Origin of the sequence: Cloacibacterium normanense (genome assembly GCF_003860565.1) — a bacterium.
GTDB lineage: Bacteria > Bacteroidota > Bacteroidia > Flavobacteriales > Weeksellaceae > Cloacibacterium > Cloacibacterium normanense.
In genome coordinates this window covers 774564-790802 of the sequence record NZ_CP034157.1, presented here as the reverse complement: position 1 = coordinate 790802, position 16239 = coordinate 774564, and the positions used below count along the sequence as shown (strand labels likewise).

Below are 16239 nucleotides of genomic sequence, written 5' to 3'. Positions count from 1 at the left end.
TTATTTTACTTTATGGGTTTTAATTTTTTTATCATCAATAAACAAACTACATTTCACTCCAATTCCACTGGAATATAAATTGGCTTTAATGGGTAATTTGTTGCCGTTTTCAATGATATGGCCTGTTAATCTTGCTGGCGTGTAATAATTTACAGTTTCATCTTGAAGTTCATTATTTACAAATAATTTTTCGCCGCCAAACCATGAATTTTCTACTCTAATTTCCTGATTATTATAGATTGCTTTAAAAATTGATTTCATTATTTTTTATTTTAGTTCATTTAAAATATTTTCGATTTGATTGATGTATTTTCCGTAATAATTTTCAAACCACCATACACCAATTCCTATAACTAAAGCTACTATTGAAAAGAAGACAATAAACGGAGCATAGTGCATTATAAGATCTTCATATTTAAAAAAATCATGTTTACCTAAAAACAAAAATAACATCCCCATAAAAAAAGGAATACTACTCACATAGTAAGCTTGATATAATTCTTTTAAAGTTCTTAATTCAAACTTAATCTCTAATAAATTATTTAATGTATCAATTGAATAATCTTTTGTTTTTATATAAAATAGATAAAACTTAAAAGTGAAAAAAAATATTATAAAAAAAAACACCATCATCATTGTCCATCTTAAAAAAGGATTTTCACTAAAAACTTTTGAAAGAGGAATTAGTAAAATTAGACTAAAAACATTTAACCATATTTCCATTTTCATATTCTTCCTAATCTTCTGGAGTGGATTGTTTATTTTATGCTGATGTTCTAGAGAAATTTCCGGTGTAGAAACTTCTTCTTTTTGCCATTGTTCTTGTAATTTATCAAAATTCATAGCCGTAATTTTTAATAATTTGTTGTAATTTTTCTTTGGTTCGGTTGAGTTTTACACGTGCGTTAACTTCTGTAATCCCAAGATTGGTGGCGATTTCTTTATGACTTTGGCCTTCGAGAAATAAAAAAATCAGCGCTTTTTCTACAGGATTGAGTTCATGAACTGCTTTATAAAAAAATTCTAATTGCGTTTCTTTTTCGTCAGAATTTTCGTCTTGTACGTCTATATTTTCGGTTAAAGAAGCATTATCGGTTTTCTTTTTTTCTTTGTTAAGAAAAGTAAGTGCTGTATTAATGCTTACTCTGTATAACCATGTAGAAAACTGACTTTTGCCTTCGAAGTTTTGGTAAGATTTCCAAAGTTGATAAATGATTTCTTGAAACAAATCTTCTCTATCTTCCTTACCATCTACGTACATTTTAGAAATTTTGAAAATCATTCCTTTATGACTTTCTATTTTTTCTAAAAATTCTGATTCTAAAGTTTTCATTAATTAGCGTTTCTATGGAGTTAGTAAAGAAGTTGTAAAAATGTTACAAAAAAATTTTCCACCAATGTACTAAAATAAAAAAAAGGGCAATATTGCCCGTTTAAATAGTAATAAAAAACAAAAAAATTTATTTCAAATCAAATCTATCTGCATTCATGACCTTCGTCCAAACTTTGATGAAATCATTTACAAATTTCTCTTTGTTGTCATCTTGCGCATATACTTCTGCATAAGATCTTAAGATAGAATTAGAGCCAAACACTAAATCTACTCTTGTTGCAGTGAATTTAGTAGCGCCAGATTTTCTATCTACAATATTGTATAGATTTTCTGAAACTGGCTCCCATTTGAAGTTCATGTCTGTAAGATTTACAAAGAAATCATTAGTCAAAACTCCCACTTTATCGGTAAATACACCATGCTGAGTTCCTCCGTAATTGGTTCCTAAAACTCTCATACCGCCAATTAATACCGTCATTTCTGGAGCTGTAAGACCAAGTAATTGAGTTTTATCTAGCATCAATTCTTCTGGAGTTACCACATAATCTTTTTTCAACCAGTTTCTGTATGCATCGTGTAATGGTTCTAGCTCCTCGAAAGATTCTACATCTGTTTGTTCTTGTGTAGCATCTCCTCTTCCTGCTGCAAATGGAACTTTTACATCAAAACCTGCATCTTTAGCTGCTTGTTCTACTGCTGCACTTCCTCCAAGAACGATTAAATCTGCAATGCTTACTTTTTTATCTAAAGTTGACTGAATTTCTGTAAGTTTATTTAAGACTTTTTCTAATCTTGCCGGTTCGTTTCCTTCCCAGTTTTTCATAGGCTCTAGTCTAATTCTAGCACCATTTGCTCCACCTCTGAAATCAGAACCACGGAAAGTTCTCGCAGAATCCCAAGCTGTATTGATGAGTTCTGTTCTAGTTAATCCAGAATTAAGAAGTTTAGTTTTTAATTCTTCGATTTCAGCATCAGAAAGCGTGTAATCTACTGTAGGAATTGGGTCTTGCCAAATTAAATCTTCTGCAGGAACATCTGCTCCTAAGTATCTAGATTTAGGACCTAAATCTCTGTGAGTTAATTTAAACCAAGCTCTTGCAAATACTTCTTGGAAATATGCTGGATCTTGGTGGAATTTTTCAGAAATTTTTCTGTATTCTGGGTCTACTTTTAGCGCCATATCTGCATCTGTCATCATAGGATTTCTACGAACATTAGGATTATGCGCATCTAGTGGTTTATCTTCCTCAGCAATGTTTACTGGTTCATATTGCCAAGCTCCAGCTGGACTCTTGGTTAATTGCCAATCATACTTTAACAATAATTCAAAATATTCATTGTCAAATCTTGTAGGATGAGTAGTCCAAGCTCCTTCAATACCAGAAGTTACCGTATTACCAGCTGCACCTTTAGGATTCATCCATCCAAAACCTTGATTTTCTAAACCTGCTTCTTCTGGATCTGGCCCTAATGTAGAAGCATCACCATTTCCGTGAGCTTTTCCTACAGTGTGACCTCCTGCAGTAAGTGCTACAGTCTCCTCGTCATTCATTGCCATTCTCTTGAAGGTAATACGCATATCTCTAGCGGTTTTTAGAGGGTCTGGGTTTCCATCTACACCTTCTGGATTTACATAAATTAATCCCATCATTACTGCAGCTAAAGGATTTTCTAAATCTCTTTCTCCAGAATAACGGCTACCTTCGCTACCAGTTGGCGCTAACCATTCTTTTTCGCTTCCCCAATAAATATCTTTTTCTGGATGCCAAATATCTTCTCTACCACCTGCAAATCCAAAGGTTTTAAGTCCCATTGATTCATAAGCCATGTTTCCTGCTAGAATCATAAGGTCTGCCCAAGAAAGCTTGTTTCCGTATTTTCTTTTGATTGGCCAAAGCAATCTTCTCGCTTTATCTAAGTTAGCATTATCAGGCCAAGAATTAAGCGGTGCAAAACGTTGATTTCCTGTATTCGCTCCACCTCTTCCGTCTGCAATTCTATACGTTCCAGCAGAATGCCAAGCCATTCTGATCATTAAACCGCCATAGTGTCCCCAATCTGCAGGCCACCAATCTTGGCTTTCGGTCATTAAATTTTTTAAATCTGTTTTTACGGCTTCTAAATCTAATTTCTTAAATTCTTCTGCATAATTGAATTCTTCTCCTAGAGGATTGGTTTTCTTGTCATGCTGATGAAGAATATCAAGATTTAAAGCTTTAGGCCACCAACTCATTACTGATTGGTCACTGCCTGTATTTGCACCATGCATTACAGGGCATTTCCCTGAATTTCCTAATGACATTCCTGCCACTGGAATTGGGTTTTCTTCGTTTTTACTGTGAATAGTTTCTCCTTGATGAGGGTTGTTTTCTTTTGGTAATTCATGATGTGGAAATGGACATTTCCCTTGCTCTGATGTACTCATATTGATTATTTTTTGTCAAAATTAAAAGTTTAATGGTCTCGTAAAGTATAATTTCAATTCATTAAAAAAATTCAAGTTATAGATTTTGACAATCAAAAATAAAATTTCAATAAATTATAACTATTGATAATCTTTTTAAAAAATCTTATTTTTGAACAAATAAATTTATGAAAAAAATTGCATTCCTCCTCTTTATTTTCACTCTAAATTCTTGTATTTCAGTAAAAAAATACAATAAACGTCTTGAAAAGCCCATTTCCAGCGAAAAGCTAAAAAAAGATATAGACTACGCCTATATAAAACTTCAGAAACTTCACCCTACTCTATATACTTATATTCCCAAAGAGAAATTAGATTATAAATTTGATAGTGTTAAAAACACCATTCATGAACCGTTAAAACCTTTAGAATTTTATTTTAAACTTGCACCAGTTGTTGCTGAAGTGAGACAAGGTCATTTAAGATTGGTTCCACCAGAGAAAAAACTTACCAAGAAGGAAATTAAAAAACTCAAAGAACAAAAAGGACTTCTAGGAAGGTTATCTTATTATGTAGAAAACGACAAACTCTATGTAAAAGACAACCCAGAAAAAGTTGCCAATATCAAAAACGGTTCAGAAATTATTGCCATTAACAATATAGAAATAGAAAAACTGCTTAAAAAATACGAACCACTTATCACCAGTGATGGTTATAACACCACCTATCAAAAATATTCGATGGCGAGAAGATTTCCTACTTTTTTCACGGTAGAATATGGAATAATGGACAGCGTGAAAATAGATTTAAAATCCGAATATACTCTTGACCAAAAACTCGTTACCCGAGAAAAAAAATCAAAAGAAGATAAAAAGAAGGAAAAAACCGATAAAAAACCAACAGAAGAAAAGAAAACCAAAGACTATAATCCTGTGACTAAAAGTTTCAACAGAAATTTGAAATTTTTAGAAAAAGACAGCAGCATAGCGTACATTAAAATCAAAACATTTTCAGGGACTTATTCTCAAAAATTTTACAGAGAAACTTTTCGAGAAATAAAAAAAGCGAAATCTAAATACCTCATCTTAGACATCAGAGATAATTTGGGTGGTTCTCTTGCCGAAATTACGAATTTGTACAGCTATTTAGCAAAAGATAAATTCAGATTCATCAATGATTTAGAGGTAGCTAATAGAACTTCCATTACTCATGCTGATTATTTTTCGCACTTTCCAAATTATCTGAAACCGATCGCAGCTGTGGGATATTTGCCATCTAAATTAACCAGTTTATTGATGGTTCGTCATAAAAACGACAAATATTATCTAAAATCTCAGAACATTTTCACCCCGAAAAAGCCTAAAAAAGATGCTTTCGAAGGGGAAATTTATGTTCTCATCAACGGAAGCAGTTTTTCTGCATCTTCTATAATTTCTGCAAAATTAAAAAACGACAAGCGCGCCATGATTATAGGAGAAGAAACCGGTGGCGCCAATGACGGAACAGTTGCTGGAATTTATAGCACTCAAAAACTGCCACATTCTAAACTAAAATTACCGATTGGATTGTTTTTGGTTCAGCCCAATATAGAATTCACTCATACCATGAAGGGTGTAACTCCAGATGTAGAAATAAAACCTACTTTTCAACAAATTCTGGAACGAAAAGATGTAGAATTAGAATGGATTCTGAAAGAAATCAAAGGAAAATAAACCTTCAAGGTTTTAAAAACCTTGAAGGTTTGAGTTTTTAAAATTCAAATATAAATCCGAAATAAGGAAGTGGCATATTTCTGTCAGACTCTCCTACATCTAACAAATAATACTGTTGATCTTGTGGAGCATTAGGATTGGCAATAATTCCGTTATCCGAAGCATCTCTTTGCAGATTTACCACTGGCAAATTGCTGGCGTTTTTAGAACCATAAACATTTACCACATCTACATAAAATGTAAACTGCCATTTGCTGAAAATCCATTTTTTTTCTGCTCTGATGTCTAATTGATGCGCTACATTTCCTCTCAAAGTATTTAATTGTGCAAAATTAGAAACTGGACCATTGGCAATGTTCCAAATATTAACCAAAGCACTTCTGTTTAAATCATAAGGTGTTTCTGGTAAACCAGATTGTAATCTAAATCTTGCACCTACATTCCAATTTCTATTAAAATATTTTCCTGTAGTTAAAGAAAGGATATGTTTAGAATCCCAACTTGAAGGCAATAAATCTCCATTAGCATTAGAAAATTTAGAATTCCCAAAAGTATAGGCTACAATTCCGTAGAAATTATTCAACGTTCTTTTTTGAGCTAAAATTTCAAAACCATACGTTTCTCCGAAACCTCTAGAATCCACAGGTTCGTTTCCTACCACTCCGAAACCTCCGCCTAAATTAGCTAGAGAAATTTGGTTTCTGAGTGAGAAAGGATAGTTTTTATATTTTTTATAGTAACCTTCTACGGTAATTCTTAAATTGTCTTTTCCATTAAATTCTAAACCACCCACTAAATGTGCATTTCTGATGTATTTTAAAGAATTTTCATTCACCAAAGCATCATTCAGTTTCAGTCCTAAACTTGTGTAAGCTGGAAGTTGATAGAAAATCCCTGTATTAAAATTAAACGCCCAATTTTCTGCAAATTTATAATTCAATGAAAATCTTGGAGAAAATTGTTCTAAAGGATTATTGGTTAAATCAGAATAATTGCTTGCATCTAATCTCGCACCAAGAGAAACTTGCACTTTATTTTCGAAAAATTTCTTCGCAGTTTGTAAATACAATCCGTATTGAACAAGGTTTAATTCAGAGTTTATCACATCAAAATCTACCGAATTTTGATTGACTTGTTTCGCGGTAGAATCATTGGTATACTTTGCGAAATTAATATTGGTTCCTGCACTGAATTGATAATCATTCCAACTGAAATTTCTATCAATTCTCAATTTATTTTCGGCTTCTCTAGACTGATAATTGTACAATAAATTATCTGGAGTTTCTATATTTCTGTAATATTTAATCGCTTGGTTATCCAGCATATTTCGGCTCAAAGTAAATAACCAGTTTCCGTTTTCCACCAAATGTCTATAACCAGCTCCAATCGTATAATTCCACTGTGGAGAATTCGGCAATCTGTCTATCAAAGTAAGATTATTAAGTGTTTTTTTAGCATCAAAATTATATTCAAATTGGTCTTTTGCTCCTAAACCTATGAAATACAATTCGTCACCAGATTTATATTTTTTAGACACTTTGAAAGTTGCATCATAATAACTTGGTAAAAAAGGCAAACCAATTCCTTTGAACAGCAACTGAAGATTAGATTTTCTTACAGAAAAAAGTCCGCTCCATGATTGGTCTTTGCTCAGAGGTCCATCCATCATCAATTGTAAATCATCAAGACCTACAATCGCTTTGTACCCGAGTTTATCTTTTCTAGCTTGTTTTAAATTAAATTCAAAAAGCGAAGACAAAACGCCATTTCTCTTTGCAGGAAAAGCACCGCTATAAAAATCTACATCTTTAATGAAATCTACGGTGATAATTCCTCTTGGTCCACCACTTGCTCCTTGCGTTTGGAAGTGATTAATCACGGGAACTTCTATTCCATCGATATAAAATTTATTTTCTGCAGAACTTCCTCCTCTGATAAAAAGGTCATTTCTGAAAGTTGCTGTACTTCCCACTCCTGGAAAACTTAGAATTGCTTTCGAAACATCACGGTTAGAACCTGCATTTTTCTGAATTTCTTCCGCAGTAATATTCCTTAAAGAAACAGGAGATTCTGCTGTGGTTTTGTATAATTTTTTAGTTAAAATAACTTCCTGAATTTGTTTTGCTGATTTATTTAATCCGATAGAAAAAGTAAGATTCTGATTAGGAACTACGTTGATATCATTCAGAAAGCCATCATCATAACCTTCTGCTGAAATTCTGAAATTATAGTTTCCTGTAGGTATTTCTGGAATTAAAACACTTCCATTCCCGAAGAAAATTTCATCTTTACCTCCTTGAATAGAAACGTTAGCAGAAAGTGGCTTTTTAGAAAATTCATCAAAAACCGAAATGGTAACACTCCCAACTTGTGCCAAAACTACGGTGGTCACTAATAAAAATAAACTGATAATTAATTTTTTATACATCAAAATATATTTTTTAGTAAAAATAAAACATTTGTTTAGAAAACACGATAACAAATAGAAATGACGCTTATAGAAAGCGTCATTTCCCCTTAAAAACAACCATTATAAAAACTATAAAATTATGGAAGAATGACTTTGTCAATCACATGAATAATTCCATTAGAGCATTGTACATCCGTAGCCACAATATTAGAAACTCTATTTTTGGCATCGGTAATTTTTGCACCACCAGTTGTGGTTATGGTAAATTTTCCACCTTGGAAGGTAGTAACCATCATATTATTGGTTAAATCTGTAGAAGCTACATTCGCACCTGCTACTACGTGATATTTCAAAGTATTTTCTAAAGTAGCTTGTGGAATAGCACTCAATCCTGAAAGATTAAGTTCTGTCAACAATCCAGAAAAAGCAGTATTAGTAGGAGCAAAAACAGTGAATGGTGAATTAGCTGTTCCGCTTAGAATGCTTACAAAATTCGGCATATCATTTCTGGTTAAAGCGGCAACTAAAGTGGTGAAATTAGGATTTGCAGTAGCGTGAGTTACGATAGTTGGCAAACCAATTACCGCGTCTACTTTGTGAATAACACCATTGGTTGCGTCAATATCTGTTTTGGTAACGTTTGAAACGCCATTGATTTTAACACCATTAGAAGTGTTAATGTACATACTTAAATTTCTAGAACTAGAAGCAGCACCTTTTGCCAAAGTAGAAACATAACCTGTAGTAACCTGCGCAGCTTTAACTTCAGTAGAAAGAACGTGGTTTAATAAAATTTCTTTTAATGTAGCAGTTGGAACTTGTTCTAAAGAAGCAAAACCATTTGCTTGAAGAAAAGCCGTAAAAGCAGCATTAGAAGGTGCAAAAACAGTAAAAGTTCCACTAGATTGTAAAGTAGTTGCTAAACCTGCTTTATCTATTGCCGCTTTTAGATTAGAGAAATCTGCATCTTTTGCTACAATATTGTATACATTTTTGTCATAATTATCATCGTCATCAGAACAAGAAGTCAAAACAAATGTTCCTAAAAGAACAAGACCAATTTTTTTAATTAAATTTTTCATAATAATTACTTTTTGATTACAGTGCTAAATTAGTAAGTTATTTATCTAATTAATTATTTTTAGTATAGAATTTTACTATAATTGTTATTTATAAAAAAACTCCCTTATGAAAAAAAGGGAGATTAATATTTTAATTTTCTTATAGTTAAGTACTCTACATTAAGAAATGTTAAATTCTCATCAATAAAATATTGAATAAAATCAAAAAAATGATAAAATGTAAATTGTGTATGAATATTCATTTTTTACATTGCGTTCCTAAGGAACGCTTTTTATTATGGTTAATATTTTTTACACACATAACGTTCCTACGGAACGTGTATTTCATAGTTCGCTTAGCTGTGAATTGAGACGAAAAGCGACGAACAATTTCTACAACCTTGGAATTTATTCCAAGGAAAACAAATCTTCATCCACAAAATTCGGTAAAGTAACTTTCAAATTTGGTTCTGCTTCCATTGCGCGTTTTATCGCAAAGATTGCACCTTCATTTCTTGCCCAACTTCTGCGGGAAATTCCGTTGTTTACATCCCAAAAAAGCATTGATTTTAATCTTCGGTCGGCATCTTCAGAACCATCCAATAACATTCCGAAACCGCCATTAATCACTTCTCCCCAACCAACTCCACCTCCATTGTGAATAGAAACCCAAGTTGCACCTCGGAAACTATCACCAATTACATTATGAATCGCCATATCTGCTGTAAAACGGCTTCCGTCATAAATATTAGAGGTTTCTCTGTAAGGTGAATCCGTTCCAGAAACATCGTGATGATCTCTTCCCAAAATCACTGGTCCTATTTCACCATTTTTTATCGCTTGATTGAATTTTTCTGCAATTTTCATTCTTCCTTCTGCATCAGCGTACAAAATTCTGGCTTGTGAACCGACTACCAATTTATTTTCTTGCGCTCCTTTAATCGAAGTAATGTTGTCTTGCATTTGTTGCTGAATTTCCCCAGGAGAATTTTTCATCAATTCTTCTAATACTTCACAAGCGATTTCATCGGTTTTTTGTAAATCTTCAGGTTTTCCTGAAGCACAAACCCAACGAAACGGTCCGAAACCATAATCAAAACACATCGGTCCCATAATATCTTGAACGTAACTTGGGAATTTAAACTCTCTTCCCAAAGTTGGGTTTTCTGCTAAAACATCGGCTCCTGCTCTGGAACATTCAAGCAGAAAAGCGTTTCCATAATCAAAGAAATACGTTCCTTTTGAAGTGTGTTTATTGATTGCTGCTGCGTGTCTTCTTAAACTTTTCTGAACTTTTTCCTTGAATAATTCTGGTTGCTCTGCCATCATCTTATTAGAATCTTCAAAAGAAATTCCAACAGGATAATAACCTCCAGCCCAAGGATTGTGGAGTGAAGTTTGGTCGCTACCGATATCGATTTTTAAATTCTCTTGGTCAAATTTTTCCCAAACTTCTACCACATTTCCGAGATAAGCCAAAGAAACAGTTTCTTCGATTTCTTGTGCTTTTCTCACTCTAGCAACCAATTCGTCTAAGTTTTCGTGAATTTCATCAACCCATTTTTGTTCGTGACGAATTTTGGTAATTTTAGGATTTACTTCGGCACAAACCGTGATACAACCTGCTATATTTCCTGCTTTTGGTTGAGCTCCAGACATTCCGCCTAAACCAGAAGTCACAAAAAGTCCACCTTTTGGCGATTTTTTAATTTTTCTAAAAGCATTCAGAACTGTAATTGTAGTTCCGTGCACAATTCCTTGTGGACCAATGTACATATAACTTCCTGCGGTCATTTGTCCGTACTGCGAAACTCCCAGTGCGTTAAATTTTTCCCAATCATCTGGTTTTGAATAATTAGGAATCACCATTCCATTCGTAACTACAACTCTTGGAGCATCTTTATGACTTGGAAATAATCCCATTGGATGACCAGAATACATCACCAACGTTTGCTCATCTGTCATTTCTGACAAATATTTCATAGTCAAAAGATATTGCGCCCAATTTTGGAAAACCGCACCATTTCCACCGTAAGTTATCAATTCATGAGGATGTTGCGCCACTGCATAACTCAAATTATTTTGAATCATGAGCATAATAGATTTCGCCTTTAAAGATTTCCCTGGATATTCTGAAATCGGTCTTGCATACATTTCGTAATCTGGACGAAAACGATACATGTAAACCCTGCCATATTTCTCCAATTCTTCCTTGAATTCTGGCAACAATTCTGCGTGAAATTTCGGTTCGAAATAACGTAAAGCATTCTTTAGCGCTAACTTTTTCTCTTCTTCATTGAGAATTTCTTTACGTTTCGGAGCGTGATTAATTTGGGTTTCGTATGGTTTTGGTTGAGGCAATTCTGTTGGAATTCCTTGTTGTATCTGTTGTTGGAAATTCATTTTTAATTTAGATTTTTAATTATAAATTTTAAATGTAATTATTCTAAAAATATAAGTTCTTAAAGATATTAAAATTGAAAAATAAAAACCAAATTTCTATAAAAAAGATAGCGTTCCTACGGAACGCCACTTAAATACATTATTATTTTCTACACAGATATTGTTCCTACGGAACAAAACCTTAAAAATATTCAACGATAAAATTTCAATTTAAAATCAAAATTTATAATCTTTTATAAACCTCTTCAAAATCCACTCTCATTCTATCGCCCCAAACTCCTTTTTCATCTCTTATTCCGCATGAAACAATCATGTTCACTTCTGCACCAAAAGGTAAATTCAGAATCTTTTTCACTCTTCTGCTGTCAAAACCTTCCATCGGACACGTATCATAACCTTCATTGCTCATCGCTAACATGAAGGTTTGCGCTGCCAAAGCACACGTTTTATGTACTACTACTCTCGCATCATTTTCTGAAACCTGATAGGTAATTGGTCTGAAAACACCAATCACATTGACTAAAATTTTTCTAAAAATTCCCAGAATTCCTAGAAATTTAGAATACAAAAACGGCATTACTTTTCCGTAATACATTTGCCAACGCTTAATGCGTTTTTCTTGTTTTTCGGGAGGTGTATTTTTCAAGACGTTTTGCGTTTCTAGTTCTGCCATTTTTTTGGCTCTTTTTCTGTGCAAATCTTGTCTCGTCACGAAAACCACCATTTGTTTTGCAGTAGTTGCTGCTTCCTGACTTAAACAAGCAACCGCCAATTTTTTCAAAATTTCTGGCTCTGTAATGTGGTAAAATTCCCACAATTGCATGTTAGAAGAATTGGGCGATAAAGTAGCCAATTCTATACAATGTTTCACCTTTTCTGCATCAATTTCTACATTTTGATAATGCCTTACAGAACGGCGGTAATGAACGATATCTTCAAAAGTTTTCATCATTTTTATTTATTTCTATCCTGCAACATCGGCACGAATTTATACGCTCCGAATTCTTCTTTTTCAAATTCCTTTTCAGAAATTTTGGTAAACCTATAGAGGATTTGTTCGTCTGTTTTTCCCATAGGAATCACCATTTTCCCACCTATTTTCAGTTGTTTCAACAATTCTATGGGAAGAATTTCTGCTCCACAAGTCACCAAAATTTTATCAAACGGCGCAAAAGTAGGCAAACCTAAAAATCCATCTCCAAAACTTTGAAATTTCGGACGAAGATGCATTTCACGCAATTTTTTCTGTGCAAAATCGTGTAAATCTTTTTGTCTCTCTATCGTGTAAACAAAAGCATTCATGGTGACCAAAACCGCAGTTTGATACCCACAACCTGTACCAATTTCCAGAATTTTTTCCTTTTCCTGAACTTCTAACAATTCGGTTTGTTCGGCAACTGTAGAAGGATGCGAAATGGTTTGATTGGCCGCAATAGGAAATGCTCTGTCTTCATAAGCAAAATCCTCAAAAACACTTTCTAAAAAAAGATGACGCGGAACTTCGTTAATGGCTTTTAACACATTTTCATCTGAAATTCCAATTTTTTCGCGTAGATATTCTACTAAAATTTTACGTTTTCCTTTATGTACAAATGAGTCCTGCATTTCACAAAAATACTTGAAAAGTTTTTAAACGCAAAGATTTATTTTTGATTTCGTTTAATTTTTAAGTCGCTTCGCTCAGCAATGTTCGCAAAGGTGAAAATCAAAGATTTTCTATACAAAATGAACGCTGAATTTATATAAATTTGCGTGCATTGCAATTCATCTTAGATGAATCTTTGCGTACCTAAAAATATTTTCAAACTATTTAAAGAAATTCTTTGCGAACTTTGCGTTAATCAATTAAATTTGAAGAAACAAAATTTCTATGTTAAAGGCAGGTTTAGTAGGTGCTGGTCACCTTGGAAAAATTCACTTAAGACTTCTTAATCAATCAGATAAATATGAACTCGTAGGTTTTCACGACAAAGATGTAGAAAACGGAAAAAAACTAGAAGCAGAGTTCGGATACAAATATTTTGAAAATTTTGATGATTTATTGGCGGAAATAGACATGTTAGACATCGTTACGCCTACAGTTTATCATTACGATTACGCAATGAAAGCCATAGAAAAAGGGCTTCATTTTTTTATAGAAAAACCAGTAACTCAAACGCTGAAACAAGCGGAAGAAATTCTCTATAAATGCAGAGAAAACGGCATAAAAGCTCAAGTAGGACACGTAGAAAGATACAATCCTGCGTTTATCGCTACCAAAGATTTCATCCAAAATCCTATGTTCATCGAAATTCACCGATTGGCAGAATTTAATCCTAGAGGAACTGATGTTTCGGTGGTTCTGGATTTGATGATTCACGATTTGGATATTTTGCTTTCTATTGTAAAATCTAAGGTGAAAAACATTCACGCAAGTGGAGTTTGCGTGGTTTCTAAAACACCAGATATTTGTAATGCCAGAATTGAATTTGAAAACGGTTGCGTAGCGAACTTGACTACTTCTAGAATTTCGATGAAAGCGATGAGAAAATCTAGATTTTTCCAACAAGATGCTTATATTTCTGTAGATTTCTTGGAGAAAAAAGCAGAAGTCATCAGAATGAAAGAAGCGCCAGAACATCCTACCGATTTTGATATGATTATCGAAAATGCAGATGGCGAAAAATCTCAAATTTTATTTGAATATCCTAACATTCAACCGAATAACGCAATTTTAGACGAACTGAATTCTTTTGCTGATGCGATTAATGAAAACCGTGAAGTAGAAGTTTCATTAGAAGACGGAACAGAAGCGCTAAAAGTAGCCTTGGAGATTATGAAGTTGATTTCGTAATTTGGCTGGAAGTTGGATGCTGGAAGCTGGAAGTTTGCAAAAATAATAAACACAAAGTTTGTCATTGACTCCGTCGAATCTTCGATTTCCGTAGGAATCTAAATGATTTTCTAAAACAGACTGCTTCGTTCCTCGCAATGACGATTCTAACACATTTAATTTTAAAATGAAAAAACTCACCATACTTTTTCTACTCATTTCAATCTTTTGTTTCGCACAAAAAGCCGAACTGAAAAAAGAAATTTCTAAAATTACCGAAGGAAAAAAAGCTACAGTTGCAGTTTCTGTTTTGGGAATAGATTTTCCATTTCAATACAACAACAATAATGCGGAGAAAAAACTTCCGATGCAAAGTGTTTTTAAATATCATATTGCTTTGGCGGTTTTGGACTTGGTAGATCAAGGAAAACTAAGTCTTGACCAAAAAGTATTCATCAAAAAATCTGAACTTTTACCCAATACTTGGAGCCCAATTCGAGAAAAAAATCCAGAAGGAAATTTTGAAATGCCCATTTCTGAATTGATAGAATATTCTGTTGCAATGAGCGACAATGTTGGTTGCGATGTTCTTTTACGATTGATTGGCGGACCAAAAGTAGTTCATGATTTTCTGATTTATAAAGGTGCAAAAGATACGCAAATTGTTTATAATGAAGAGATTATGCAAAGTGCATGGAAAAACCAATACGAAAATTACACCACCATGAAATCTGCCACAAGATTGTTGAAGGATTTTTATAAAGGCAAAATTTTGTCTAAAAAATCTACAGAATTTTTGTTGGGTGTGATGTACAGAACTTCTACAGGTTTAAATAAAATTGTAGAACAATTACCAAAGTCTGCAAAAGTCGCACACAAAACAGGTTCTTCCGGGAAAAATAATGCAGGTTTAACTGGTGCAGAAAATGATATTGCCATCATTACTTTACCCAACGGAAAAACCTATGCTATTGCTATTTTTGTAAGTGATTCTATGGAAACTTGGGAAGTGAATTGTAAAATGATTTCGGATATTTCTAAAGTGGTTTTTGAGAATTTAGAAAAGTAGTATTTTTAGAAAACAATTTTAACCGCAATTTTGTTACTCCATAGGAAACCTAACGAAGTGGTTCGACGAAGTCAATCTAAACTATTATGAGAAAAATATTTTTGATATTATTTATTAATGTCTTCACAAATTTATTTTGTCAAAATTCTGACTATGAAAAAGTAAAATCAGAGTTTGAACAATTTATTTTTAGTGCTGATTCCACAAAAATTCAGAATATCAAAACAGAAAAATTTGAAAACATTTTTGAAATCAAACAATTTAATCAAACTGTTTCCAGAGATGTTGAATTTGGATTGAGAGAATTAATTTTCAACATAACTTTTGTTTATCGCAGTGAAAATACTTTAAAATATCCACAGGCTGAAATACATCAATTTTACCTCAATGAAATGCCTATTGGGAATTTAATTATTTATGCAGGAAAAGATAAACTTTCATCAAGAAAATTTCGTTCAGAATTTCAAATTTATATGAATTCTCACAATGATTTTTACAAAACAAATTTTTCATTAACTGATTTTATCAACGATTTGACTAATAAACAAATTTATGGTGATGGCTGCGGTTACGAAATGACAAGAGCAAATAAAATCGACGAAATAAAATTAAGAAATCCTGAAAATGCTGAAAAATATGTAGAATGGATGAAATCATTTAATTTAGAAAAACAAATGTGGGGTTATAATCAAATTCAATATTTACTAAAAAACAATTTGATTAAACTAGAACCTATAGAAGAAAAAATATACAACCATATCCAGCAAAGAAATGCCATAATTGAAACTTGTTCTGGGTGTACTTTTGGGATTTTTGAGAGAGTTTTTAAAAATAAATAAAAGAAATTTCTTAATTAGATTGAGTAAAAAAGAAAAAAAAGGGTTCTTTTTAATTGGAAGTAAAGTTTACCCTTATTTTTGTCATTCCGAAGGAATCTAAATTCATTTAAAAATTTATGTATTTTATAATAGTAATAATTCTTCTGATTTTTATTTTTCAGATTATTGAAAAAAGTAGATTTTTAAGAAAAAGAAA

The 16239-nt window shown here is 32.8% G+C and carries 13 protein-coding genes; 4 read left to right on the top strand and 9 right to left on the bottom strand.

The features are described from left to right. The 4 genes from EB819_RS03665 to katG form a co-directional block, all read right to left on the bottom strand. Positions 1-261, bottom strand: a complete 261-nt coding sequence (locus EB819_RS03665) for a hypothetical protein (protein WP_069796845.1) — start codon at positions 259-261, stop codon at positions 1-3. A 6-nt stretch (positions 262-267) separates the two neighbouring features. After that, positions 268-843 (bottom strand): hypothetical protein, encoded by a 576-nt coding sequence (locus EB819_RS03660; RefSeq protein WP_069796847.1) that lies wholly within the window; start codon positions 841-843, stop codon positions 268-270. Next, the gene (locus EB819_RS03655) at positions 833-1333 is read right to left on the bottom strand and encodes an RNA polymerase sigma factor (protein ID WP_069796848.1); all 501 of its coding nucleotides are present in this window, start codon (positions 1331-1333) and stop codon (positions 833-835) included. Before EB819_RS03655 ends, EB819_RS03660 begins: the two co-directional genes overlap by 11 nt. A 127-nt stretch (positions 1334-1460) precedes the next feature. Then, positions 1461-3635, bottom strand: a complete 2175-nt coding sequence (gene katG, locus EB819_RS03650) for a catalase/peroxidase HPI (RefSeq protein WP_069796887.1) — start codon at positions 3633-3635, stop codon at positions 1461-1463. A 290-nt stretch (positions 3636-3925) separates the two neighbouring features. Here katG and EB819_RS03645 point away from each other — a divergent pair, with 290 nt between their 5' ends. Continuing rightward, on the top strand, positions 3926-5449 hold the full coding sequence (locus EB819_RS03645; RefSeq protein WP_069796850.1) for a S41 family peptidase: 1524 nt from the start codon (positions 3926-3928) through the stop codon (positions 5447-5449). Between the two features lie 37 nt (positions 5450-5486). Here the strand turns inward: EB819_RS03645 and EB819_RS03640 are convergent, their stop codons facing one another. From EB819_RS03640 to EB819_RS03620, 5 genes are all read right to left on the bottom strand, one after another. Next, positions 5487-7877, bottom strand: a complete 2391-nt coding sequence (locus EB819_RS03640; protein WP_069796853.1) for a TonB-dependent receptor — start codon at positions 7875-7877, stop codon at positions 5487-5489. Positions 7878-7996: 119 nt separating this feature from the next. Further along, complete coding sequence (locus EB819_RS03635; RefSeq protein WP_069796854.1) at positions 7997-8941, bottom strand: fasciclin domain-containing protein; 945 nt, start codon at positions 8939-8941, stop codon at positions 7997-7999. 387 nt (positions 8942-9328) lie between these two features. Continuing rightward, on the bottom strand, positions 9329-11323 hold the full coding sequence (locus EB819_RS03630; protein ID WP_124878660.1) for a urocanate hydratase: 1995 nt from the start codon (positions 11321-11323) through the stop codon (positions 9329-9331). Positions 11324-11546: 223 nt separating this feature from the next. Continuing rightward, positions 11547-12275 (bottom strand): nitroreductase family protein, encoded by a 729-nt coding sequence (locus EB819_RS03625; protein ID WP_245993214.1) that lies wholly within the window; start codon positions 12273-12275, stop codon positions 11547-11549. A gap of 2 nt (positions 12276-12277) precedes the next feature. After that, complete coding sequence (locus EB819_RS03620; protein WP_069796858.1) at positions 12278-12928, bottom strand: protein-L-isoaspartate(D-aspartate) O-methyltransferase; 651 nt, start codon at positions 12926-12928, stop codon at positions 12278-12280. Positions 12929-13193: 265 nt separating this feature from the next. Between EB819_RS03620 and EB819_RS03615 the strand changes: the two genes are divergently transcribed. The 3 genes from EB819_RS03615 (at position 13194) to EB819_RS03605 (ending at position 16043) form a co-directional block, all read left to right on the top strand. Continuing rightward, on the top strand, positions 13194-14156 hold the full coding sequence (locus EB819_RS03615) for a Gfo/Idh/MocA family protein (RefSeq protein WP_069796860.1): 963 nt from the start codon (positions 13194-13196) through the stop codon (positions 14154-14156). 166 nt (positions 14157-14322) lie between these two features. Beyond that, positions 14323-15204, top strand: coding sequence for a class A beta-lactamase, subclass A2 (gene bla / locus EB819_RS03610; RefSeq protein ID WP_069796862.1), 882 nt, complete (start codon positions 14323-14325; stop codon positions 15202-15204). An 86-nt stretch (positions 15205-15290) separates the two neighbouring features. Continuing rightward, entirely contained in the window at positions 15291-16043 is a 753-nt protein-coding gene (locus EB819_RS03605; protein WP_069796863.1) for a hypothetical protein, read from the top strand. The last annotated feature ends 196 nt before the right edge of the window (positions 16044-16239 follow it).